The sequence below is a fragment of the Chryseobacterium endophyticum genome, from assembly GCF_056333165.1.
Map to the genome: position 1 here is coordinate 110,561 of NZ_JBWGXE010000008.1, position 25,076 is coordinate 135,636.

The 25,076-nt window shown below is 41.9% G+C and carries 21 protein-coding genes; 4 read left to right on the forward strand and 17 right to left on the reverse strand.

All coding sequences use genetic code 11. The features are described 5' to 3' along the window. Positions 1-2: 2 nt before the first annotated feature. The 3 genes from AC0N32_RS16650 to AC0N32_RS16660 all read right to left on the reverse strand — a co-directional run bounded on the left by AC0N32_RS16650 (position 3) and on the right by AC0N32_RS16660 (position 5,756). Positions 3-3,911 carry a response regulator gene (locus AC0N32_RS16650; RefSeq protein WP_476394965.1) on the reverse strand — a complete coding sequence of 1,303 codons (3,909 nt, stop codon included), beginning with the start codon at positions 3,909-3,911 and terminating at the stop codon, positions 3-5. 360 nt (positions 3,912-4,271) lie between these two features. Then, positions 4,272-4,898: a CinA family protein gene (locus tag AC0N32_RS16655; RefSeq protein ID WP_476394966.1), complete on the reverse strand. Its 627-nt coding sequence runs from the start codon at positions 4,896-4,898 to the stop codon at positions 4,272-4,274. A gap of 303 nt (positions 4,899-5,201) precedes the next feature. Next, positions 5,202-5,756, reverse strand: coding sequence for a hypothetical protein (locus AC0N32_RS16660; protein WP_476394967.1), 555 nt, complete (start codon positions 5,754-5,756; stop codon positions 5,202-5,204). A gap of 239 nt (positions 5,757-5,995) precedes the next feature. Here AC0N32_RS16660 and AC0N32_RS16665 point away from each other — a divergent pair, with 239 nt between their 5' ends. The 3 genes from AC0N32_RS16665 to AC0N32_RS16675 all read left to right on the forward strand — a co-directional run bounded on the left by AC0N32_RS16665 (position 5,996) and on the right by AC0N32_RS16675 (position 8,274). Continuing rightward, entirely contained in the window at positions 5,996-6,466 is a 471-nt protein-coding gene (locus tag AC0N32_RS16665) for a hypothetical protein (protein WP_476394968.1), read from the forward strand. A 1-nt stretch (position 6,467) separates the two neighbouring features. After that, a complete protein-coding gene (locus tag AC0N32_RS16670; protein WP_476394969.1) occupies positions 6,468-7,754 on the forward strand; it encodes an alginate export family protein in 1,287 nt (428 codons plus the stop codon). A 94-nt stretch (positions 7,755-7,848) separates the two neighbouring features. Next, positions 7,849-8,274, forward strand: coding sequence for an RrF2 family transcriptional regulator (locus tag AC0N32_RS16675; protein ID WP_476394970.1), 426 nt, complete (start codon positions 7,849-7,851; stop codon positions 8,272-8,274). Here AC0N32_RS16675 and AC0N32_RS16680 read toward each other — a convergent pair. The 14 genes from AC0N32_RS16680 to AC0N32_RS16745 all read right to left on the reverse strand — a co-directional run bounded on the left by AC0N32_RS16680 (position 8,271) and on the right by AC0N32_RS16745 (position 23,860). After that, the gene (locus AC0N32_RS16680) at positions 8,271-9,479 is read right to left on the reverse strand and encodes a hypothetical protein (protein WP_476394971.1); all 1,209 of its coding nucleotides are present in this window, start codon (positions 9,477-9,479) and stop codon (positions 8,271-8,273) included. The two genes, AC0N32_RS16675 and AC0N32_RS16680, sit on opposite strands and share 4 nt — an antisense overlap. A gap of 25 nt (positions 9,480-9,504) precedes the next feature. Next, positions 9,505-9,726, reverse strand: coding sequence for a hypothetical protein (locus AC0N32_RS16685; RefSeq protein WP_476394972.1), 222 nt, complete (start codon positions 9,724-9,726; stop codon positions 9,505-9,507). A gap of 77 nt (positions 9,727-9,803) precedes the next feature. Next, a complete protein-coding gene (locus AC0N32_RS16690; protein WP_476394973.1) occupies positions 9,804-10,256 on the reverse strand; it encodes a hemerythrin domain-containing protein in 453 nt (150 codons plus the stop codon). Between the two features lie 81 nt (positions 10,257-10,337). Next, a complete protein-coding gene (locus AC0N32_RS16695) occupies positions 10,338-12,581 on the reverse strand; it encodes a nitric-oxide reductase large subunit (RefSeq protein ID WP_476394974.1) in 2,244 nt (747 codons plus the stop codon). An 11-nt stretch (positions 12,582-12,592) separates the two neighbouring features. After that, complete coding sequence (gene ric, locus AC0N32_RS16700; RefSeq protein ID WP_476394975.1) at positions 12,593-13,321, reverse strand: iron-sulfur cluster repair di-iron protein; 729 nt, start codon at positions 13,319-13,321, stop codon at positions 12,593-12,595. A gap of 360 nt (positions 13,322-13,681) precedes the next feature. Further along, positions 13,682-14,119 carry a c-type cytochrome gene (locus tag AC0N32_RS16705; protein ID WP_476394976.1) on the reverse strand — a complete coding sequence of 146 codons (438 nt, stop codon included), beginning with the start codon at positions 14,117-14,119 and terminating at the stop codon, positions 13,682-13,684. Positions 14,120-14,138: 19 nt separating this feature from the next. Beyond that, positions 14,139-14,702 (reverse strand): SCO family protein, encoded by a 564-nt coding sequence (locus AC0N32_RS16710; protein WP_476394977.1) that lies wholly within the window; start codon positions 14,700-14,702, stop codon positions 14,139-14,141. A 5-nt stretch (positions 14,703-14,707) separates the two neighbouring features. Next, complete coding sequence (locus AC0N32_RS16715; protein WP_476394978.1) at positions 14,708-15,538, reverse strand: formylglycine-generating enzyme family protein; 831 nt, start codon at positions 15,536-15,538, stop codon at positions 14,708-14,710. A gap of 68 nt (positions 15,539-15,606) precedes the next feature. Then, entirely contained in the window at positions 15,607-16,641 is a 1,035-nt protein-coding gene (nirK, locus tag AC0N32_RS16720) for a copper-containing nitrite reductase (protein ID WP_476394979.1), read from the reverse strand. A gap of 121 nt (positions 16,642-16,762) precedes the next feature. Further along, on the reverse strand, positions 16,763-17,194 hold the full coding sequence (locus AC0N32_RS16725) for an RrF2 family transcriptional regulator (protein ID WP_476394980.1): 432 nt from the start codon (positions 17,192-17,194) through the stop codon (positions 16,763-16,765). Between the two features lie 210 nt (positions 17,195-17,404). After that, positions 17,405-18,826, reverse strand: coding sequence for an MFS transporter (locus AC0N32_RS16730; RefSeq protein ID WP_476394981.1), 1,422 nt, complete (start codon positions 18,824-18,826; stop codon positions 17,405-17,407). Next, positions 18,823-19,473, reverse strand: coding sequence for a uridine kinase family protein (locus AC0N32_RS16735; RefSeq protein ID WP_476394982.1), 651 nt, complete (start codon positions 19,471-19,473; stop codon positions 18,823-18,825). Before AC0N32_RS16735 ends, AC0N32_RS16730 begins: the two co-directional genes overlap by 4 nt. A gap of 781 nt (positions 19,474-20,254) precedes the next feature. After that, positions 20,255-21,376 (reverse strand): glycoside hydrolase 100 family protein, encoded by a 1,122-nt coding sequence (locus tag AC0N32_RS16740; RefSeq protein WP_476394983.1) that lies wholly within the window; start codon positions 21,374-21,376, stop codon positions 20,255-20,257. A gap of 60 nt (positions 21,377-21,436) precedes the next feature. Further along, positions 21,437-23,860: a TonB-dependent siderophore receptor gene (locus AC0N32_RS16745; RefSeq protein ID WP_476394984.1), complete on the reverse strand. Its 2,424-nt coding sequence runs from the start codon at positions 23,858-23,860 to the stop codon at positions 21,437-21,439. Between the two features lie 243 nt (positions 23,861-24,103). Here AC0N32_RS16745 and AC0N32_RS16750 point away from each other — a divergent pair, with 243 nt between their 5' ends. Next, complete coding sequence (locus tag AC0N32_RS16750; RefSeq protein WP_476394985.1) at positions 24,104-25,045, forward strand: LacI family DNA-binding transcriptional regulator; 942 nt, start codon at positions 24,104-24,106, stop codon at positions 25,043-25,045. Positions 25,046-25,076 lie beyond the last annotated feature (31 nt).

Below are 25,076 nucleotides of genomic sequence, written 5' to 3' on the forward strand. Positions count from 1 at the left end.
TTTTATTTTATTAAACTTTTTATGATATCTAATCCTATTGTTATTTCTTCTTTTATTTCCCTGTTCATGGCTTCAAAATCCATCGTCCCGTCAGCTTTCATTTCCCAGTTCAGGGCACATTCCGAAAGTCTGAAAAGACCCGCTGTTCCGGAGGTTCCTTTAAGTTTATGAAGAATTATTTTAGCCTCAGTTATATTCTTTTCAGCAGCGGCCTTTTCAATATTCTTTTCAGCATGGGTAAGCTCCTGAACGACCAGGTTTAAAAACATTTTTTTAAAATCTTCATCGTCATCTCCGATGTTTTCATTGAGCACCTCAAATTTGATGTACTTTCCCGGATCCGTTTTTTCCTGGACTATCCCATCGCTATTCTCGTCATTTATTGTAATGTATTTTTTGAGCATTTCCATCAGATCAGCCTGTCTGAGAGGTTTTGGCAGAAAATCATTCATCCCTGATTCCAGGCATCTTTCTTTTTCACCCACCACATTTCCGGCAGTCACACCGATGATCGGGACATTGGCATATTCGGGCAGCATACGGATCTGCCGGGTAGCATCCATACCGTTCATGACAGGCATTTGTACATCCATCAGAATCAGGGAAAACTTTTTTATTTTGCAGGCTTCCAGAGCTTCCAGGCCGTTTACCGCTTCGGTAAAACGGGCATCGGGAACAAGGGACTTCATCATTTTGTTATTGAGCACCATATTGACAGGATTATCGTCTACCAGCAGAACTTCAAGCTCTGTGATAAATGAATACGGATCTTTGTCCGATGATTCCTGATCGGTTATTTCGATCACATTGCTGTGCGCCACACGTCTGAGCGTTTTGTACAACTCGTCGGATTTGATCGGCTTCAGGAGGAAATAAGAATTATCTTCTTTGCGAAACGAGTTGATGACATCATGCTCTTCGGAAGAAGTGTGAAGAACTACCAAAGGAGAAATTTCTTTTCTCTGGTTAAAAAGTTCCCTAATTTTATCTATGGTTTCCAATCCGGAAATGACCGGCATGTGGTAATCCATCAGGATGACGTCAAAATGTTCCCCTTTCAGCAGGATCTGGAGAGCCTCCATCCCATTAGCCGCAAGCGTGGATTCAATATTTTTATAAGCGAGCATGTGCTGCAGAATAATCCTGTTGGCCTCATTATCATCTACCACGAGGGCTTTTTTCACGGTAATATCCTCTTCATCCACATATTGGGTCATCTCAAAAGGCACTTCAAGATCAAAGAAGAACACGGATCCTTTTTCCGGGGCGCTGATCAGGGAAAGATGGCTTCCCATGTATCTCAGGATATTATTGGAGATGGTAAGTCCGAGGCCGGTACCGCCGTAGCGTTTACTGATCGAACTGTTTTCCTGAGTAAAGGCATCAAAAATATACTTCTGTTTTTCTACCGGAATACCGATACCGGTGTCTCTTACTGAAAACCTGAGGGTAATGTTTTTATCGTCAATATTCAATTTTTCAACCTTCAGTTCGATTTCGCCCTGTTCGGTGAACTTAACGGCGTTTCCGAGGAGATTGATCAGAATCTGCTTTAACCTGGATTCGTCCAGCAATAAAGTCTGGGGAAGACCGGGCTCAATATTCAAAAGAAGTTCTATATTTTTTTTCTGAGACTGATAAAGAATCACATTGATGACCTGCCCTACCATGTCGTAGACATCACTCTTTTCAATCAGAAGCTCCAGTTTCCCGGATTCTATTTTAGAAAAATCAAGGATATCATTGATAATATTCAGGAGATTTTCACCGGATTCATTGATGTAATTGAGATATTGTGTCTGGATCTCATTGAGAGGGGTTCTCAGCAAAAGATCGGAAAACCCGATGACCCCATTAAGAGGCGTACGGATCTCATGACTCATATTGGCCAGGAATTCAGACTTTGCCTTACTTGCGATTTCCGCCATTTCTTTGGCATTTTTCAATTCCTCATTGACCTGTACGGCATTTGTAATATTCTGTACGGATACTATGATCCCTCCTATTTCATCATCTTTAAGATACCATGGACCTACTTTAAGATTGTAATGCTGGAGTTCCCTGCCCTCAAAACTGATCACAAAATCTTCGTTGATGTATGTTTTTCCCTGCAGTGCATTGCGGTATATTTCTTTTCTTTCTTCCGGAACATTGGGGGAAATTACAAAAAGATTGTTCCCGATAAGATCGACATCATTCATCTGGAATTCATCCCTCCAGCTGCTGCTGACAGAAAGGTAGTTCAGGTCTTTATCAAACATGGCTACAGCAACCGGAACATAGGTTACGAAAGACTGCATCATAGCTTCTTTTTTCGTCACTTCAAGATACATCCTTTTGAAGGCATCAATATCCTGGATGATTCCGAATACCCTTTTGCAAACGCCATCTTCAAATTCAGGAATCCCTTTTACCCTTACCCAGATTTTTACGCCGTCATTGCGGACCAGCTGGAATTCGTCATCGAAAGACACTTCTTCGGTGACCGCCCTGTTGAAATGATATTCCATTCTTTCACGGCTTTCCTGTATGTAGAACCCGATGGCATTTTCGAAAGTAGGCTGAAAATTGTTTTTGATCCTGTGAATTTCTTTGGTACTCTGCGACCAGAAAACGCTTCCGGTCTTCATATTTACTTCCCATCCTCCGACCTGGGCCACAGAGCTGGTTTGCTCAAGCATTTTTTTGGTATGAATGAGATCTTTCTCCAGCATCATCCTTTCGGTGACGTTCAGAGCGGTACTTACCACATAAGGTTTTCCTTCCTCATCGGTTTCAACGAGATTATGATACATCCAGATCAGTTCTTCACCGTCTTTGGTTTTCAGGATCATCGTTCCGACGTCTTCTTTATTCTGGTTGATCCTTTCTAGATATTGTTTCAGAAGCAGCCAGTTCTTTTCAGGGACAAGATCCCTGAGGTTGAGATCTTTCACTTCCTCTGCCGAATAATGCAGGATCTCCCGGCCTTTTTCATTGACTGCCAGAATGTTTCCCTCCATATCGTGCATGCTCATGAGTCCGATCGCATTTTCAAAAAAGCTTCGGAAACGTCTTTCGGAACTTTCCAACAGCTGTTTTTCTTCAATCTGCCGGGTAATATTAATTCCGAAGCAGAAAATTTCGGAATTCTTCTGATTCTGTCTTAGAAGCCACTCAACAATTACAGAACTTCCGTCGTTAATTTTAGTAGAAGTGGTGAAAGAAAGTTCTTTCCCGGCATCCGGAAAGTCTTCAATTTCTGCCTGCTGTTCCTGTTCTCCGACAAGGGTAAAGAAATTGGTTTCAACAATTTTATCTTTGGCGGTCCCGAATACTTTCTCAAAAGCGGGATTAACGTCTTTGAACATGAAACGGTTATCCAGAACACAGATCAGGTTATTCGAAATATTGAAAGTCTGCTGAAAATATTCTGCATTGATCGTTTGTCTGCCGCTCAGCAGGATTTTTGTAATAACTTCGCCCAGTTTTTTGAGTGCAGCAATCTGCTCATCGCTTATGGTTTTGGGTTTAAAGTCAATTACACAGATGGTTCCCAACGCAAATCCTTCGTCATCGATAAGCGGTACACCGGCGTAAAATCTTATCCCGCCCTCCAGGATCATCGGATTATGTGCAGACCGCTCATCGAGAAGCGTGTCGTTGATGACAACAGCATCCCCACTTTCGATCGTATACTGACACAATGTACTGGTACGATCTACAGCGTCGATGGAAATTCCGATGCAGCTTTGCATCACCTGCCGGTCACGCTCCATAATAGCAATAAGGGCGGTAGGACACTCGCTTATGAGACATGCCGTCTCTGCAAAAACATCCAATTGAGGATCTTTACCTAAGTTTAAAAGATCGAAGATTTCTAACTTTTTCAGTCTTCCTTCTTCGTTACCGGGAATTGGATATTGATTCATATTAATAACTAATTTCTTATATAATGTTAAATATAATCAGAAAAATGCTAAAATAATAGTTTTTTATAAAGTTTTAGAATTATATCACATTCAAGAGATTAGCAGTTTTCAGCGTTAAAACTAATAAAAATTTATGTGACTATCAAAGAGCAGGCAGATATTCCGGAAAAAGCAGGTATCTAAATTGTAAGCACCTGCCTGCCCGCAAGCTTATTATTATTTAATCTAAAAAGCCCCTCAGAAATTGAGGAGCTTATAAGAAATGACTGCAAAAATGAAGTGTATAGATAGATCAAAGGTAGGTGATCTACAGATTCCGCTTTATGACCGGTGTCATGTTGTCTCGTTTTTATTTTCATTTTATACGTCTTTTGAGATTGATTCGGCTATGATCTCTGCCTGCTTATCAAGCTCAAGCTTAAGACATCCCAAGATAAACTCGGTATAATACAGCTGGGCGTTCACCTGCCTTGTCCTGGAATGAAGATCCAGTTTTTCCGAAAGAATAACTTTTCCTTTATACACTATTGCAAAGTGAGCATAAAGCTTCTGCCTGGATTCCGGAACGGGAGTCGCATATCCCGTTACGCCTATCGACCAGTCGGTTTTGAATATTTCTGCGACATTCAGCGCCATGGTTTCCGCTATTTCCGGAGATACGCAATCGCAGGCCGCCGCCTTACCTTCGTCGATGTGAAGCAGGTCAACTTTCTCCTCCAGCGTGTACGCTGTGATGCCGCCCTTGTAAAAATTTGAAGCTTCCTTCATCTGCGAAAATGAAAACTGCAGAAACCCGGATGTCACACTTTCTGCCAGTGAAATCGTTTCATTGATCGTTAAAAGATGATTCCCTATATAGTCGAAAAGATTCTGCAATTCTATGATAAAATGTATGAGAGATCGTACGGAGAGCTCTTCAGAGCTCACTCCGATTTTTGAATGCTTTAAAATCATTAATACTTTTTTATTGGTGATGTTTATATTCATATCTAAGGAATAAACTTTTCTCAAAATATATTCCTTAAATAATTTTGGTGTAGAATTGTTTTATGCGATAGGGTTTTAACTTGACAATACAATTTAATTCATTTAAAAATCAATGATTATGATTGTAATCAATATGAAAAAATAAGTTGTACAGCCGCAAAAACAATCAACCATGCTGTGTATACAAAATGTTTGCTAAAGTCTGTTCAGGAGACGGGAAACGATCTTTTTTAAAATAAAAAAAGTTCAGCATGATACTGAACTGTGAATTAAAGTTTTGATGGTGACCCGTTTACTCTTAAACTATTTATTTTTAAAGTAAATATATTCATGCCTCTTGATCCATTGGTCTCCTTCTGTAAAACGGACATCTTTTTGTATTGAAAAAAAAGATGTTCCTATGATGTAGGTCTTTCTGATGACTGCATCTTTTTTATCATTGCCATCATTGCCCATCTTTTCAGTGATGATCTGTACTTTATTTTCGGGGATTTCTGTTCGGGATATTACTTTTTCGTCATTAATAGATTGTTCGTCTTCGGAAATACTAATGGTATCCTTAGAATTTGCACTCCTCTCTTTCGGATAAGTATTGATTAAAAGAAACTTATTGGTGTGATCAATTCTCCTGATCTCAACATCTGCCAACATGGTGTAAGGTTTCCCGGATTCATAATCAAGATAAGTTAAATTTCCCTTCCAGCTTCCCTCTAAACTGGCAAAATCCTCAATAATCTTATGATTCTTTACAGCAAAAGATATTTTTGTAACGGTATTATCTGCGTTTTTTCCAGGGATAATATTAAAAAACAACAGTGCTGAAACTGCGTATAAGCTTACGAACAGGTAAATTTTCATTTTAAATTTTTTTGATTTTTAAGCTTACCAAAGCTATTGATAAAAAAACCAAATTCAATTGATGATAGATAAGTTTTTATTTAAAATGTCCAAAAACCAGTTTTTAATTGCTTTTTATTTCGCCCACGTTATCCGGCAAAAATATGATTTATAACCACTAAATCATAAAAGCAATCTAAAATAAGACAAAAATATCTTATTTTAAATATCTTTGCTCTGCATAACCGAAATTATACGAAATGAAAAGAATACTAACCGCTCTTCTGCTTACATTATCGCTTCTGATCAATGGAATACTGATCTACAAATTCTTCTACCAGGGCGAAAAAGTTCTGATAAAAAAAGACGGCCGGTCCGAAATCAAAATGAGCCGCGAAAACCGTGAATTTGTCATGTCAGAAATGCGGGGATTCCTGGAAAGTGTTCAGAAAATTAATGAAGGAATCGCTAAAAATGATCCCGGACTTATCGCCAGTGTCGGCTGGCAATCCGGAACGTGTAAAGTTAATACGGTTCCGAAAGGACTTGTGAGATCGCTTCCGTTTGAATTCAAACAGATGGGTTTCGGAACGCACAAACTTTTTGATGAAATGGCTAAAATGGCCAAAGAAAAATACGACCGCCAGCAAACCCAGATCAAAATGAATGAACTTCTGAACAATTGTGTTGCCTGTCACAGAACGTATAAAATAACCGCTGAAAATCCTTAAAATGCTCAAATACAAAATTGCAACCGTATTTTTAACGCTCACATCCGGTCTGATGATGGCCCAGGTCGACAGTCTGAAAATGAATTTTGACCTCCGCACAAGAGGCGAACTTGACAATGGCGTTAAAACTTTAATTCCTAAAGGAAAATCGGCTGAAACTACGGTGATTTCCCGCGCCCGATTCGTAGTTGACTATTATTATAAAAGTCTTGAAGTATACGTCAGCGCACAGGATGTGAGAACCTGGGGAGAAACTAATTCCACCGCGGCAAAAAATCAGAACTTTACGCTGAATGAAGCCTGGGCAGCCTATCATTTCTCAGACCGATTTGCGATGAAACTGGGAAGACAAATCCTTTCTTATGATAACGAACGCCTGATCGGTGCATTGGATTGGGCTATGCAGGGAAGAAGTTTTGATGCTCTGAAAGGTATTTTAAGGATAAACAAAAAAAATAAAATCGAAGCAGTTATCACTTATAATAACGATGATAATGACACCAACGATCTTTCTGAAAAAGAAATATATACGATTGCAGACGGAGGAGAAATCACAAAGTCATTCCAGGTGGTGCACTATCAGTATGCCGGAAACAAAAAATTCCAGTTTTCTGCCATTGTCATGAACAATGTCCTGCAAAACCCGTCGGGAACGCATTATGATATGTTGACGATGGGCATTAATGCTAAAAAATATTTCGAACGTTTCGGATTTTTTGGTTCGGCTTATTATCAGACCGGGAAAAATACGCTTGCACAGCGTAAATTGGCGTATCAGTTTTCCATTAATTCGGATTTTCTTATTCATCCGAAATTTAATGTAATCGCCGGTACAGAATGGCTTTCCGGAAATAGTTTTGACACCGGTTCAGGAAGAAACAACGCTTTCAGTCCGCTATATGGGACCAATCATGTATTCAATGGGTTTATGGATTATTTTTATTCCGGAACCAGCCATTTCAACAGTTTCGGGCTGAATGATTATTATCTGAAATCAAACCTGAAAATCAATTCAGATTCTTCTCTGCAAACGAATATTCACGCGTTTACCTCCAACGGAAAATTGGGTTTCAATGCTTCAGGAAACTCATATTCTTCCTATCTCGGAAGTGAACTCGACCTGGTTTTCACCCAAAAATTAGGAAAACTGATTACGGCCAACCTCGGCCATTCATTAATGTTTGCCGGGGAAAGCATGAAATTCCTTAAAAATGTTCCGGATCCGAAAAAACTGCAGACCTGGACCTGGATTTCCCTTAAAATTGCCCCGAATTTCAGACTGAAATAATCCAGCCTTAAAGCAGGTAGTTCGCACAGGATTTGTATTTTTACATTCTCAATTGAAAAACTGATCCCAATATTTAGCAAAACCCTAGAAATCCATGCTGATATTTTCGAATACCTGTCAATATGCCATCAAAGCCTGCATTGTACTGGCCAATGAAAAAAGAAAAATAGGAATTATCGATATTTCCGAGCAGATCAGTACGCCCACTCATTTCACTTCGAAAATCCTTCAGCAGCTTACCAAAAAACAGCTTATTTCTTCCGGGAAAGGAAAAGGCGGGGGATTTTATCTCAACGATGAGCAATTTGAAAATTTAACGATCAAAGATATCTACGAAAATTTTGAAGGAAAAGAGGTTTTAACGTCCTGCCTTTTGGGTTTAAAACAATGCAACGGGGAAAATCCGTGTCCGATACATCATCTTGCTTTAGCGATCAAAGAAAAGGTGCTGATTATGTTTCAGTATAAAATTAAAGACTTAAAAGACCTTGGATCTGTGCTGAAAATGACGGAAATCTAATGATTACTGATACTTATCGATTTCAAGAAGACCAAAACCGACACCATAATCATCACCGAAGCGAAAAGCAAACCATACTTTAAGCTTAAAAAGGGAATAAATACTACCGAAAAAATTCCGGATGCGGCCAGTAATAATTCATTCAAAACAATTCCAGAAATCAATGTTATGACACTAATTTTCAGTATTTCCGTTTTTTGAATAATAGGCAACTGAACTATTTTCCAGACCAGGAAAAGACTGATTCCCATCAATAAAACCAGATGCAGGTAAGCAATCACAACGTTGATATTGCTGAAAGCCAATGTTCCCAATGCCGGAATTACCGACAAACCCTGCAGCATGAACTTTGCTAAAAAAGCAAATCCAAAAGCACCGGCAAGCCATCTTTCTATCGAATTTTTATGGGTGAATATTTTACTTCTTCTGATCCATACCAAAAGTTTAACGGCACCCAATAGCTGGATAACAGAAATCAGAAGCATGAAAATGTATAAAAAACGGTTCATGTCTATCCACAAAACTGACAGTCCGTACCCCAGAAAACATCCGGCAAATAGCAGGTAGAAAAGATTCCGGTTCAATTTTGCAGGGATTGTAATTCCCTGTGGTGGTAGTGAAATAAGAAACAAACCGATGCAGGAAAACAGGAAAAACCCGTTGTACTGGTAATGAAGATAAAAATAAGTCGATGCTCTGAAAAGCACCTCAAATTCATCTTTTTTAGAAGAGAAATAAGCCAGTCCGAAAATTCCGGCGGCTGATAATACGGCAAAAAAAGCGCCTGATTTCAGCCAGATGATCTCAGGATTTTTATTGCTCCTGGTATCAATCAGTAAAAAGATAAAGTAGGCAAATCCCGAAAATAAGGCTATGGATGAAAAGACAATCGACAGCCAGAAATACCCTTTGTAGAGAAATGACACCAGCATTCCATAAGAACCGATCTGGTTGAAAATCATTAAAAACTGGTATTTGGACAGTCTGACACCGTCCACATTTTCATTTAAATATTTTACCGCAAAAAGATAAATCGCCGCACTCACCCAACCGTAAAAAGCAAAATGAGAATGCGATTCCTGCATAAATTTATGGTTGATCCCGGGAATTGAAAACGCCATATTATAGCGCATTGCCACCCCCAAAACCGCCACTATAAAAAAGTTGAACAGGCACAGCTTCAGCCAGAATCCGAAATATTTCATGGGATATTTCATTTAAACAAAAGATTTACTCCATGCGGTCAATAGTCCCGCACTTGGTCTTGTCTCCCGATTTTAAAACAGAAATATCAATGTATTTTACGGTTCCTTTGGCGGCGGCTTCAAACTGTTTTGCTTTTTTATCTGCATATTCCGGGGTATATCCCACGCCAAGAATTACCTTATGCCCGTTGCAGTCGCCCATAGCCAGATAAAGATATTCTCCCAATTGTTTCTCTGTATTTTCCATTTCTTATTTTTTGATCGGTTTAAATTTTATTTGAATTAAATTTTTAAGGTTTAACTTTAAATATGCCTATTGAATCATCATTTCCAGAATTCATCGGGATAGTCATCGATCCCTTTATGATCGGAATCTGACAGCAGTTTGCCTATTTCCTTCATTTGCTCATCGGAAAGGTTGTCTTCATACTCCGGGAAAACCACGCGTTCCTCAAAACGTATATGATCCTGAAGCGCATTGGCAAAATCAAGCAGCAGTTGTTTTTCTTCCGATGAATTGATATGACTGATCAGCTTTCTGATTTCACTGTGCTCCTTCTCCATCTGATTCTGAAGTATGCTGTTTTTTATTTCGGGAAGCACATGATCTTCCGTTTCAAAATGATGACTGAGACTTTCTTTCCAGAAATAATTAACATAATTCAGGATTCTTTTATATGCGATTCCTTTAGTAACGCCCTGCCTGATCTTCCACACACTAAGCAATCCGAAATGATGCTCTCTGGAAAGCGGGACTAAATTTTCATTTCTTTTCATAGTATTTCTTTATTAAAATTAGAAAAAAGAACTGCCATTACCTCACAAAAACGAATGACAGTTCTCATAGTTAATCAATGGTTATCTTTCTTCTTTTAACGACCATCCGGTTTTTAATCCGATAATGAAAATCACCAGCAGCAGTTCTCCCAACGCCAGTAAAATATCACCCGGAACCCGCAGCCATCGTAAGGTATGCATCATATCCGTCTGCATAAATTCCGCGGAACGGGCGTACCAGTATCCTTCTTTAATGGACGCTACCGACTGCATGATTCCGATCGGCAGCAGGCTGATGGTTACCATCACCAACAATCCGATATTGGTTAACCAAAACGCCCAACCGATCAGTTTATCATTCCATTGCCGGTCGGGATATAAGCCTCTCAGGACAAACATCATCAAACCGATTCCGAGAATTCCGTACACCCCGAATAAGGCGGCATGACCGTGAACAGCAGTCGTGTTCAGTCCCTGGATATAATACAAAGCGATCGGAGGATTAATGGCAAAACCAAAGATCCCGGCTCCGAGGAAATTCCAGAAGCACATGGCGATAAAACAGTAGATCGGCCATTTATACGCTTTGATCCATTTGGTAGATTTGCTGATCTGGTAATTCTGCCAGGCTTCAAAACCAATCAGTACCAGCGGAACAATTTCCAACGCACTGAAGGTCGCTCCCAATGCCAAAACCGCCGTCGGCGTCGCACTGAAATACAGGTGATGGAAAGTTCCCAGGATACCACCCGCCAGGAAGATAATGGTGGAAAACAACACCGCATGGGTGGCCGATTTAAGCCTTAACAATCCTAATCTGGTAAACAGGAACGCTGCGACTACGGTTGCAAAAACTTCGAAGAATCCTTCTACCCAAAGGTGCACGACCCACCATCTCCAGTATTCTGCGATGGCCATGTGCGTCTGTCTGCCATACATTAATCCGGCTCCGTAAAATAAGGCAATAGCCACCGCTGAAAGCGTGAACAGCAATAATAAATGCCTGTCGCCGCCTTTTTTCTTCAACGCAGGAAGCAGTGCTCTTACCATTAATACCAGCCAGAGAATCAACCCTACCAGCAGCAGGATCTGCCAGATTCTTCCCAGTTCTACATATTCATACCCTGAATGGCCCCAAAGGAAATTATCTACATAGCCCAGCTTCTGCATCACGCCCAGCCACTGTCCTGCCAATGATCCGAAAACGACGATCAGTAAAGCACCGAACAATATATTGACTCCCAAAACCTGATATTTCGGTTCATATCCTGAAACGGCAGGAGCAATGTACAATCCTGTCGCCAGCCACGACGTTGCAATCCAGAAAATGGCCAGCTGAACGTGCCAGCTTCGGGAAATCGATTGTGGCAGAACCTCATCCAGAGGAATTCCGTAAAAGGCACTTCCTTCCACGCCATAGTGTGCGGTAATCACACCGGCGAGCATCTGAACGAGAATCAGCAGAGCCACGACCCAAATATATTTTAAAGTCGCTTTCATCGAAGGCGTCGGCTTCATATTTCTCAGCGGATCTTCCAGCGGAAGCATTTCACTGATCTCTTCTTCTTTGTTTCGGGCGTGATAAAATACCAGCAGCCCGACACAGCCCAGAAGCATTAAAACACTGAACCCTGACCATAAATGCAGCGAAGGCGGAGGAATATTACCGATCATCTCGTCATGAGGCCAGTTGTTGGTATACGTTACGTTGTCTCCCGGCCTTTCCGTAATGCAAACCCAGGCTGCCCATGAGAAGAAGGCATTCATCTTGGCCATTCTTTCCGTAGTTTTCACCGTATTTTTCGGAATGGCATACTGATCCCGAAGCTGGTTCATCTCCGGCGCATTCATAAAAATTTTAGCATAATATTCAGCCAGTTCGGCCTGAACTTTGGCTCTTTCCGGGGAAATGACAATGGTATTGGTGGCTTCGTCCAGTGTATTTTTACGGAGTTCTTTTTTGAGCAGCACTTTGTACCGGGCCTGCTCGTCATCCGGCAGGTATTTATATATTTTCCCGTCTTTTTTGGCAAGCTCGTCCAGCAGGAGCAGCGATTCCCGGTGAAGATAGTCGGCACTCCAGTCCGGGGCGATGTAGGCTCCGTGTCCCCAGATACTTCCTACGGTCTGTCCGCCGATCGACTGCCAGACGTTCTGTCCGTCTTTAATGTCCTGTCCGGTAGCGACGGTAATACCGTCGGTGGTCACTACTTTATCGGGTACAGGCGGAATTTTCCGGTAGATCTCAACGCCGTAGAAAATAAGGACTGCGAAAGACCCGATGATTACTGCTGTAAGCCAGATCCATAATTTTTTAGGTGTCATATTTTTTTAATTTAATTAATAGCTTCTGAAAATTCTTTTTCCAGTCGGATGGCTTTTGGGAAAAGGATATTGTTTTCCAGGTGGATGTGTTTATGCAAATCGTTTTCAAAATCCTGAAGCATGGAGAAAGTTACCCTGTAGGTGTTGCAGGCATCTGCCGGCGGATTGTACTCATCGGTAAGCTCGGCGATCTTTCTCAGGCGTTCCCCTTCTACGGTATGTTCGTGCTTCATCATATTCACCGGGTTTTCAACGGTTCCGAAAGGAGGCTGCTGGATAGCGTTTCCTGTAATTTGTGCTTTCACCATATTTTTAATGAAAGGGAACAGCATCAGCTCTTCTTTTTTCAGGTGCGCGCCAAGATCCCGGGCAGAAGCTTCAAACAAATCCCGGATCTCAAAAAGCTCCGGATGTCTTCCCCCGTGTACTTTGCAAAGCTTATCGAGAAATGCCTGAAGCACCGGTGTTTTTTCTTCCACATAGCGATGATGGGTCTTTTCTACATAATCTGCGAGTAAATCCAGGGGCCAGCTGTTGAAATTGATGGCAGCCCCGTCATTCTTCGGAAGGTTTCCGATTTCTTCATAAATTTTATCTGCATTCAGTTTTTTATTTTCGCAGGCTTCTTCGATGGTTCTGCCGCCCTTGCAGCAGAAGTCGATGCCGTAATTTTTAAATATAGCCGCTGTTCTGAAATCCTGAGCGACGATGTCTCCTATAAAATCGGTCTGTACATTCATAATTAAATACTTTTTTATCTTTTATTATTTTAAATTTTTTTTGCTGAATCATTCCTGTGGCTTCCTGAATTGTATTGTAATGGAAAGCCTCTTGATATTTGCGGTTTAGCCGGAAACCAGGTTGTTTTAAGCTTCCTTCCATTGCATTTGGTTACAAACAACCATGTTTTAAATAAAATGCAATTGTATTTGGTTACAAACACCCTTGTTTTATTAATATGTAAATTGCATTTGGTTACAAACAACATTGTTTTAAATAAAATGCAATTGTATTTAATTCCAAACAATGTTGTTCCGGGTGTCTGCAGGTCCCACGGTGACAGCAGCTTTTTATAAACTGCGGGTCATCACACGGGGTTTTTACTTTTTGAGGGAAAGAATATATTTTACCATTTTCTGTGCATTTTCTTTGCTGAGCCCGGCATGCGGTGTCATCGGGATCTCTCCCCAAACGCCTTTGCCACCGTCAATAATCTTTTGGGCAAGATGGTCGACGTCTGCATCGGTGTACTTGGCGGCCACATCCTGATAGGCCGGGCCAACCAGTTTAGCATCCACCTTATGACAGGAAAGGCAGTCGGTGCTTTCTACAAGGGATTTTCCTTCTGCTATTTCTGCTTCCGGACCGGTGGCTGCGGCTGTAGAAGCTACGGCGGAAGTATCTTTACGCTTTGGTTCTTCCATCATGATATTCGATTCGGTGGCAGGAACGGATTCGTCAGCAACGGATTCTTTTTTTTCTGAACAGGAAGTGATGGCGAGTGACAACAGCAATGCTGTTACAAATAACTTTTTCATTGTTTTAATTCTTTAGGGATTATAATTCTAATTGTTTTTTAATTTCATTGACCACAGCAACATCGTCTGTATCGAGGCCTTCTTTTTGAAAAGCCAGGGTTCCTTTTTTCGAGTACACACTGATGATGTTGGAATGGGAAAACTGGATCGGCGATATTTCTTTATATTTTACCGCCATGATATTGGCAAGCTCTCGGGTATCGGCTTCGTCGCTGCGGATGAAGGTCCATTTTCCGTCATCGAATCTGTGGGATTTGAGGTAAGCTTTCATCACTTCAGGCGTATCGGTTTTCGGATCAATGGAAATCAGCACGTACTGAATGTTTTCCGGATCCGTGTCTCCTACCTGTTTTGAAATTTTAGCCATCTCGGCACTCAGCCTTGGGCAGGCCGTTTTGCAGGAGGTAAAGATCATCGAGGTGACCAAAACCTTATCTTTAAGGTCGGAAAAGGTAATCTTCTTCCCATCCTGATTTTCCCATTCCGATTGTACATGATAAATAGAATCCGGACTGATGTCTTCGTTTTTTTTGCTGCATGATAAAGTGATCATGGTCAGCAAAACATATAGTATGGTTTTCATAAAGTTTAATTTTCTGTATTTTTAGCACATCTGAAACCCAGGTTATTCAGGCAGTAATCTGCTTTTAAGCTTCCTCTGAGGGCATATCTTACAAATGCCGCATAGTTTCTGAGATCGGATGAAGTGACTGCCGCTCCGGCGCAGAACAGCGATTCGTTGGTGGTCTTGTCTTTCCGGGATTCACCGCTCATCATCACCGAATTGAAGTCGTACGTCCATTCCCAAACCATTCCGTACATATCGTAGAGGCCGTAATAATTGGGTTCGGACCGCTTCACCAGCTGTTTGTTTTTATCTGTTTTCTGATAGGATTTTAAAATGAAACCGGTAAATGCCGGGTTTCGGGATGCATTTTTTGAAACGCGGTCTGCCAGCGCTGCATATTCCCATTCATCAATGGTCGGCAGTCTTTTTCCCACGCTTTTGGCATAAGCTTCAGCAGCGTACCAGGAAATATTGGTAACAGGAGCCTCAGGGCTAATATGCGGCGGGATTTCATAATCATTCTTCCAGTACTTAAGGTAAGTGCTGTCTGCATACAGCTTCAGTACTTTACTTCTGGTCCATTGGGGATTTTTTTTAAGAAACTGCAGATATTCTCCGTTGGTAACGGGAGCTTCATCCATATAAAAGGATTCCACCTTTACCACCCTCCCGGAATCTTTTCCGATAAAAGCTTCATAGCTTCCCGCCTCGATTTTTACCATTTTCTTTGTGCTGGAAATGCTTGTCAATTGATGGTCCGTCTTTTTCTGATGACCGGGCAGATCACGGTTCCCGGAACAGGAAACCAGGCTGATAACAATTATAAAACACATTACGAATACACTTTTCATGATTTCCTGTTTAATCCTAATGGAACCTTTTCTAACTCCTTTTCAATTGATGTTTTGTTTTCCCTTGTTTAGTTTTTCTTGTAAACTGCCGGATTTTCGGGCCCGGTTACTTTTAATTTTCCTAAAGCTCCCTTATTGAAAGCTCTGAAAATAGCATGATCCACGATCACATATTCCCCGGGAACCGTTGCTTTGAATTCAACAATAGACGCTCCGCCCGGCGGAATCACGGTGGTCTGCACATTATCATTGATCTTACTTCCGCCTTCGATATAGACTTTATCAAATATTTCCCCGATCACGTGGAAGGAAGAAGTCAGGTTCGGCCCCCCGTTTCCGACAAAGAAACGAACGGTTTCCCCTACTTTTGCCTGCAATTCGCCGTCACCGAGTAAAGCCCCCGTATGCCCGTTGAACACAACGTACTCGGGATGTTCTGCGATGGCTTTATCCATATCAAACTCCTGCAATCCTTTGTCCCCGAATTTTCCTTTGGTGTAGAAATCGCCCTGCATGATGTAGTACTCGCGGTCAACTTTCGGAAGTCCGCCTTCGGGTTCTATAAGAATAAGACCATACATTCCGTTGGCAATGTGCATTCCTACGGGAGCCGTGGCGCAGTGATAGACGTACAGTCCCGGATTTAACGCTTTAAAATTGAATACTTTTTCGGTTCCGGGTGCTACAAAAGTGGCTTCTGCTCCGCCGCCGGGGCCGTTTACCGCATGAAGGTCGATGTTGTGGGGAAATGTATTGTTTTCGTTGTTTTTAAGATGAAGCTCGATCTCATCTCCTACCCTTGCCCGGATAAAACTTCCGGGCACCGTTCCGTTGAACGTCCAGAAATGATATTGAGTGCCGTCGGCAAGATCACCGGTCTTTTCGATGGTTTCGAGGTTTACCACTACTTTTTTGGCGGCTCTGCTGCCAACCGGATTCGGAACATAGGGCGGAGCTACCAGTTTCTGTGTTTCCGATGATCCGTCTGTGAGTATTTTTTCGGTATCCGTCTGCCCTTCTGCAATCTTAGAATCATTTTGCCTGCAGGAATTTGTATGGATCAGAACGGCTAAAACAGCGGTAATGAAGAATGATTTTCTCATGTTAAATTGTTTTTAAAGGTTTTTGATTTAATAACTCCTCCAATGAGATATAAATACCTTTTAGTATTTTATTAAACCGTAATTTTTAATTGGATCTTATTTAAATTTAATTTTAAAAAGCTTATTGTTTCAGAAAGGTTAATTTCAGATCTAGATTTTTGACAAACATTCTGATCTTCGAATTCTCAAGCATGTCTTTAATTTCCTGCCTGATGTGTTTGAAATCATTATGAATGGGACAGGGATGTGCTTCCGAGCATTCTTTCAGTCCCAGCCCGCAGCCGGAAAAGAGTTTGTCGCCATCGATTTCCCTCACGATGTCTGCGACCGACTGATCGAGATTGGCATCATCCATATAAAAGCCGCCGTTCGGTCCTTTTACCGATTGCACGAAACCTTTTCTGCTGAGATCCTGCAATATTTTCGCAATGAAATATTCCGGAGAACTGATTCCCGCTGCAATGTCTTTGATCCCTATCCGCTTTTCATCCTTCGACTGCTGTGCGATGAAGATCAAAGCCCTGATGGCATATTCACAAGTCTTGGAAAACATGGGCAACTTTTATAGGACAAAGATAGAGATCGAAAATTAAATAAAAGATATTTAAGTATTTTATTTTAATGATTAATATCATTAGACTGTGGGAGGACAGTTTAGATTCAGAATGAAAAGCCTGTTTAAATTCCGAGTATATTTTTAATTTAGAAATCGAGGAAGATGACGGACAATTTTCTCAGTTAAAATTTAAACAGGCTGTATGTTTTACATCTTAATCTCAAATTCAGCCGACGAACGCACGGGTTTTATTTTAAATACACAGACTCCTGCCACAACAAATAAAATACCGGCCAGGATAATCGCCGAAGAAGGATTGCTTCCTAAGAGATTATTGAAGATCGATCCGAAAGACAAAGTCTGGATCAGCATCGGGATCACGATCATCATATTGATTACCCCCATATAAACACCTCTTTTGCTGTGAGGGATCGAAGCCGAAACCATGGAATATGGCAGTCCCATCATCGAAGCCCACCCGATTCCCAACGCGATCATCGGAAGCAGGATGAGATACTCATCTTTGATAAATGGCAAAGTCATCAGTCCAAAGCCGGTAAGGAACAGGCAGCAGATATAGGTATTTTTGGAAGTGAATTTATTGGCAAACGGCACCAGAAGTAACGCAGAAACCATGGTCACGATGTTGTAGGAACCGTTCATCAGTCCGGTCTGCCCTACAGCTACTTCCACCTGGTGAAGCACGTCTTTCGCCCATGTCATATCGGAAGTGGCCACGGAAATTCCCTTTTTGGCACTTTCCAGGAAACCGTTTGCTTTTATTTCATCGGCTTCTGAAATTCCGTACAAAGACCATTTCAGCATGGGCGTGATAAACTGCCAGTACACAAAGAGCGCGTACCACTGGAAAAGGTACACCAGTGACAGCTGCCACAGGATTTTAGGCATTTCCCGGATGGCGGTTATAATTTCTATAAAAGGCGTAAAAAACGTACTTTCCGCTTTTGCTTTTTTTAATTCTGCCAGCTCTTCTTCCGTTGGCGGAATCTCAGGCGTTTTGTAGACCGACCAGGCAACGGATGCAATGGAGCAGAAAGATCCCAGGAAAAATGAATAGTATACCCAAACCGGAATACCGCCGTTTGCCGCGTTCCCGCCCAGGTACTTCTGGAAAATAAACAGTGAAAGGTTGGCTAAGGTAATCCCCGCCCCTACGAATAAACTCTGCATCTGGAACCCGAAGGTCTGCTGATCTTCCGGCAGCTTGTCGCCGATAAAAGCCCGGTAAGGTTCCATGGCGGTATTGTTGGCGGCATCCAGAATCCACAGTAATCCAGCTGCCATCCAGATCGTAGAACTGAACGGGAATAAGAACAGCGCAATACTGCAGAATACAGCACCCAGTAGAAAGAACGGCTTCCGGCGGCCCCATTTCGGGCTCCAGGTTTTATCGCTGATGGCACCGATCAGAGGCTGGATCAGCAGCCCGGTGATCGGGCCGGCCAAATTCAGGATTGGCAGCTGTTCCGCATGGGCTCCCAAAAAGGAATAGATGGGATTCACCGCGGTCTGCTGCAATCCGAAGCTGTACTGAATGCCGAAAAATCCGACATTCATGTTCCAGATCTGCCAGAAGCTCAGGCGCGGAATGATTCTATTGACGTTCATACATTCGGGTTTATGGGTTCATAGTTTTTTCCGAGGATAAGATCCGCATTATTTTTGAAATTCCGGATGATCCGGTGTTCGATTTCCAGAACTTCTTCTACGAAATCGCTTTTTTCATCACGGTTCCGTTTCATCCGGTTTTCATAAGTGTCCCGGTAATTGCGGTCTATGAAGATTTTATAATCAAATCCTTCCGCTTCAAAAATATAGGTTCCTTCCACAATCACAACGTCATATTCCGAAACATTGATTTTTTCCGTCCCGATGGAATTTTCGTTATAATTGACCAACGGTTTTTCGATTTCGGAAACTCCGTTCTTAAAGGCAGTGATGTTTTGGGCCAGTTTTTCGAGATCCACTTCATGGATTCCGACATTATCCAGGGATTTCAGCCTGTTTTCATGGTTGGATCTCGGAGGAAGCTTAAAATAATCGTCCATTTGCAACACGATACTTTTTACCTGTTCCTGTTCCAGCACCTTCTGCAGGGAAAATGCCGTTACCGATTTTCCGCTCCCGCTTTCCCCTGCAACACCGATGGCAATTTTAGAAGGCGTTTGTAAGGAAAGCCGTTGTTTCAGGATGGCTATGATTTCTTTGGCGATGGCCAGATGTTTTTCTTTCAGTTCAATAATATCACCTATCATTTCGTCATTTTTTTGTTATTGGTTGGTTTTTCTACCACAGATTTTCACGGATTTTCACAGATGATGACGCTCTATTTAATACATTAATCATTTCGTCATTTTTGTTGTTTAGTTTGAACGCAAAGTCCGCGAAGTTTTTTTTACTACTAACTGTTTTTAAGTTCGCAAAGGTACTTCGACAGGCTCAGCATAAACTTTTTACTTAGCAAAGACCACGAAGAGTTTGTTTCACAGAGATCTCACGGATTTTCACAGATGATGACGCCTGATTTAATATATCAATCATTTAGTCATTCTTTTATTATTGGTTGTTGTGAACGCAAAGCCCACGAAGTTTTTTTACTACTAACTTTTTTAAGTTCGCAAAGACGTTCTACTTAAAGAAGATCGCAAAGAGTTTGTTTCCCACAGATTTTACGGATTTTAACAGATGGTAATTCTTTATTTAATACATCAATCATTTCGTCATTCTTTTGTTATTGGTTGTTGTGAACGCAAAGCCCACGAAGTTTTTTACTAGTAACTGTTTTTAAGTTCGCAAAGGTACTTCGACAGGTTCAGCATAAACTTTACTTAACTAAGACCGCAAAGAATAAAACCATTTTAAGAGCTTTGAAGGTCTTTTTTGATGCTTCACCACAAACTTTTATGGTAAATCATCAATAAAAATCTTTTATGATCTTACATATGCGGGCTTCAACCAGGCTCAGCTGCCAGAAATCTACCATTCTATGGGTGACCCATGTGTCAAAAAAGCTTTTGTAACTTTTGCGGTTTAATTTTAATTCGTCATCAGAAGATATCCCGACGCGGAAAAGCAAAGCTGTTCCGTTCCCAGCGGCAGAAGTTCATCCGTGGAATAGTATTCCCTGAAATGCTCCCCCTTTTCTTTCATCAGCGATTCGTATTGGGCAATAATTTTCTCGGGAATTTCCGGGAAGCCTTTTCTTTTGAGCCCGAGGCAGAGCCAGCCTAAAAATATCGGCCACGATCCGCCGTTGTGGAAATGATGCGGCTCATTTTTAAAGCTGTAGCTGTAGTTGTTTTCCAGCAGCCTCCAGTCGTCATCGCCCGGGAAAATCACCGGATAAAAAACGGGAAGCATCCAGTGTCCGAATTCTTCATGAACGGTTTCCAGGAATGCTGAAAAAGCATTATATTCCAATTCAAAATCTAAGAGAATGGCCAGTGCGTTTCCGGCAAGATCAAACCTTACATCATAGCCATTGGCATTCAGCGAAGCCCAGAAATAGGGTTTTGCCGGAGTTTTAGCATAGGCTGTTTCGTGATATTTTATCATATCCGAATCGTTTTTGTAAAAATTCTCCTGGATGAGTTGTTTTGTGTTTACGGCCTTCGTTTTCAGGTTTTCATCATGGTAAATTTCAGCAACATTCTTTAAAGCCCAGTACCGTAAGATGTTATCGTATAATGTATATCCGGAAGTGACATATTCATCTGCCCAGTTTCCGCCGAGTGGGCTGTAGACCAATCCTCTCTGATTATATTCCCAGGTTTTAAGACAGGAAAGTGCCTGGTAGATCTGTGGCTGAAGCTTATTTTTAAGAGCTTCATTTTTCTGTTTTTTAAGATACTCACAGGCAACAACCACCCACCATGTTGTGGCATCGGTTCTTCCGACGTGGGTTCCGTAGCTTGCTTTGTCATTCACCACATTGGATGGGATCTGCCCGTTTTCCGCCTGGTGCTTGGCGAGCGTCAGGATCGATTGTTCAAGCCCGGCCCGTATTTCTTCGTCATCCGTTAAAATCCCGGCGTAGCCTGTCATCATGGAATCCCTGGCCCATACTCTTGCATAATTGTCCCGTTGCTGTGCCGATGCCAGGATTCCTTCTTCGGTAATCGCTTTCCGGATGACTTCAATGGCTTCTTGTTTAAACATATTATTGTTATTAAAAAATGCAGAATGAACCGTAAGGTTCATTCCACATGGTGTATACTATTAAAAATCAAATTTTACGCTGGCGCTGTACGAGCTTCCCGGAAGGGTTCTTGCTCTTATGATACCGTTTCCGCCGGTGATGGATCCTTCTTCAGCTTCCGTCACTGCGATGGTATTGAAAACATTGTTCGCATTCACACTTACGGTAAGGTTTTTCATCACCTGGTAAGAAACATACGGATTTACAAGGGCATAGCCCGGCATGATCAGCTTATTGTTGTCCTGTGTAAAGGCTTTCGTAGCCCCGATCAGGTAGAAGCCTACATTCAGCTTATCCATATTGAAATTAGGGTTTACGGAATACATGAACTTCGGTGTTCTTCTCGGCATATTCCCGATAATGGTAGGATCAAGCGCGTTTTTGATTTCAGCGTGGGTGTAAGTAAGCCCTGCTTTCACATCAAAGCTTTTGCTGATTCTGTAATATCCGTCAAGCTCCACACCCACCGATTGGTATTTGTTTTCGGTTTTTCTCTGGGTAGTCGCTTCATAGTTGGCTTCTTTGGTTCCGGCATAGAATAAAGTCGTGTTCAGGAAGTAACCGGCTCCTCTCAGCTTGTAACCGGCTTCCACCTGATTTACTTTGTTTACCTTTACCGCATCCAGTGCCGGATCGTCGTTATTGGTATAGTTGTATCCGGAAAATAAGATTCTGTCTGCCGAAGCGCTTCCACCCTGGCTTACCCTAGCAAAAACCGCATTCTTACTGTTCAGCGCGTAATTGGCTCCTACTGAATATCCGAAGATTCCGTAACGGTAGTTTACAGGAACGTTGATGTTGTCGTTTGAACCTACCATCTGCTCCGGAATGTCGATCACACCGTTTCCGTTCATATCGCGGCTGGTGTAGGTTACCGTAGCTCCGGAGAAATAGCCGGTCACTTTTCCGATGTCATATCTTGCACCGGCATCGATGGTCAGCTTGTCGGTAGCGTTGATTTCGATCTGTGCATGCGGAGCGGTAATATCGTATTTTGTATTGTAATCTCTTTTCAGGTTGCCCCAGTCTTTCATCCCATAGTTCAGCAGACCGTGATCGGTAATTAATGCGCCTGATGTATTTTTAACATCTATCAGCCTTGCATTATTATCGCTCACTTCCTGGATGTAATTGTTCCACATCCATGACATATTGATGTTCTGGGTAGACTTGTATAATCCGGCGTTCATCTTTACATGGCTCCATTTTTTGCTGATGTTGAAATCGTTTACAAAATTATTGAAGTTGTTAAGCTTTACATTAAAGAGTGCCAGTTTCATATAATAAGCGTTCATGTCTACCGGCGTATTGGTTCCTGCATACACGGCACTTCCGAAGTTGGTAAAATTAGCTGCGGTAAAGAAATCGCTTCCTTTGCTTACGCTGGCCGGGAAAGGAGCAATAAACTGTCCATCATTGGCTGCATACCGGATTTTCTCTTCAAATTTCCATCCTTCTCCAAGGTCATAATTGAATTCGGCACCGATGGTCTTAGAGATCGAGTGCATTCCGTCTGAAACATCGCTGTTGAAGATATTTCCGTCATTCCCCAGGGTTCTGTCGTGCTGTAAGTTAATGGTCTGCAAAGCTCCGGTAAGGATGTTATAGCTTGGTAAAGAAGACCATTTGGGATCGGAATCCGTTCCGGTAACGCTTACCGGCATCGGCATATAAGCCGCGGTTCTGTCATCCAGGAATTTAGCATAGACTCTGAAGCTTCCGCGATCGAACTTTTTAAGCAGGGAAATCCTGAACTGTCCGCCGTTGTTGGAATTGAATCCTGTTTTTCTTGGTCCGTCACCGATGCGGTAAAATCCGCCTACTGAAGCGTATGTCCCTTCTGCGATTCTGGTTCCGTAATCGAAATCCGTTCTGTAGTTTTTATAGTTAAGGCCCATCTGCTGGGTGATGCTTCCGCCTTCCTTCTCTCCTGTTTTGGTGATGAAGTTGATGATCCCCGCCGGAGAATTACTCGCAAAAACAGATGCAGAACCTCCTCTAAGCGCTTCGACCCTGGAAACAAAAGAATCGAATCTGGTAAACTGGTCCTGTGTCCCGAAAGCAATATCCCCGAACTGCATCACCGGTAGCCCGTCTTCCTGGATCAGCAGGTATCTGGAACCTCCCGCCGAAACAGGAACCCCTCTTACCGTAATATTTGAGTTCCCTTCCCCTCCGGAAGATTCCGAACGGATTCCCGGGATGGTACGAAAGATTTCAGCTGTCGTCCTTGGCGCGGCATTTTCTATATCTTTCATCTTTAAGGTAGAAATAGAAGTACTGGTTTTGATGGAGGCTTTCGGATTCGCATTTCCGGTTACCACCACCTCGTCGATGGCCTTGCCTCTGGTAATGGTATCATTTTCCGTGCTCTGAGAGAACATAAATGCGGCGGTATTCATAGCACCGAAAATGAGAAGTCTGGTAAAAATTTTTGATTCCATATGTTTTGGGAGTTTTTAATTATGGTCTAAAAGTATTTTTTTTACCATATCCAAAATGCAGTTTACAGGCTATGTTAAATTAGTATTAATTTCAACCGTTTGCGCAACCGTTTGCAGTGGATAACTAATTTTTATTTTAACTTTTTATTAACTTTTATTTTAAAAATATTAACATTTTTTAACTTAATTTTAGCCTCATAATATCACTAAATTAACCCAAAAATTGCCTCCATTAACTTAAAAATGAAAAGAGTCACTATAAAAGACCTTGCAGAAATGCTTAATATCAGCGTCTCCACTGTATCCCGGGCACTGAAAGATCACCCCGACATCAGCCATGCAGTAAAGGTCCGTGTAAAGGAGGCAGCGGCAACTTTTAATTATATTCCCAACGATTTTGCCATTAATTTCCGGAAAAAGTCTTCAAAAATGATCGGGCTGATCATTCCCGAAATGTCGATGTTTTTTATTCCGTCCATCATTAAAGGAATATCTTCGGTTCTTCACCGGGAAGGCTATCATTTTTTCGTGCTTTCTTCCGAAGAGTCGCTCAGTATGGAGGAAGAGAATATTGTAACCTGCATCAACTCCAGGGTAGACGGAATCCTTATTTCGCTTACCAGGCATACGAAGGATCTTTCGCATCTGCAGAGAATCCGGGAGATCGAAGTTCCGGCGGTTATTTTCGATAAGACCATTCCGCAGAACTTCTTCGAAGAGATCATTTTTGATAACAAACTGTATGCAGAAGCGGCGGCTGACAAATTCATCGAAAACGGCTGCAAAAAGATCCTGGCTATCTTCGGGGACGAAAACCTTGAAATTACCCAGGCAAGAAAGGATTTCTTCCTGCAAAAAATAAACGCATATCCCGATATGGAATGTAAGGTTATTTATTGCGAATCGGCCGACAATGTAAAGGAAAAACTGAACATCATCCTGGATTATGAAAGTTTCGACGGGTATTTTGCCATGAGCGACGAAACGCTTGCCGGGCTGCACAGCTCATTAATTAAAAAGAAAGTCCAGACTTCCGTGGTAAAGGTCGTGGCGATCACCGAAGGGATTTTGCCTAAATATCTCGACGAATCTTACGAATGCATCATCAATGACGGGTTCAGTATGGGAACGATGGCGGCCACTACCCTTCTGAATATTTTAAAAAAGAGATCGCATCACGCATAAATTTAACCTAAAAAAAGAGGAGTTGTTCAAA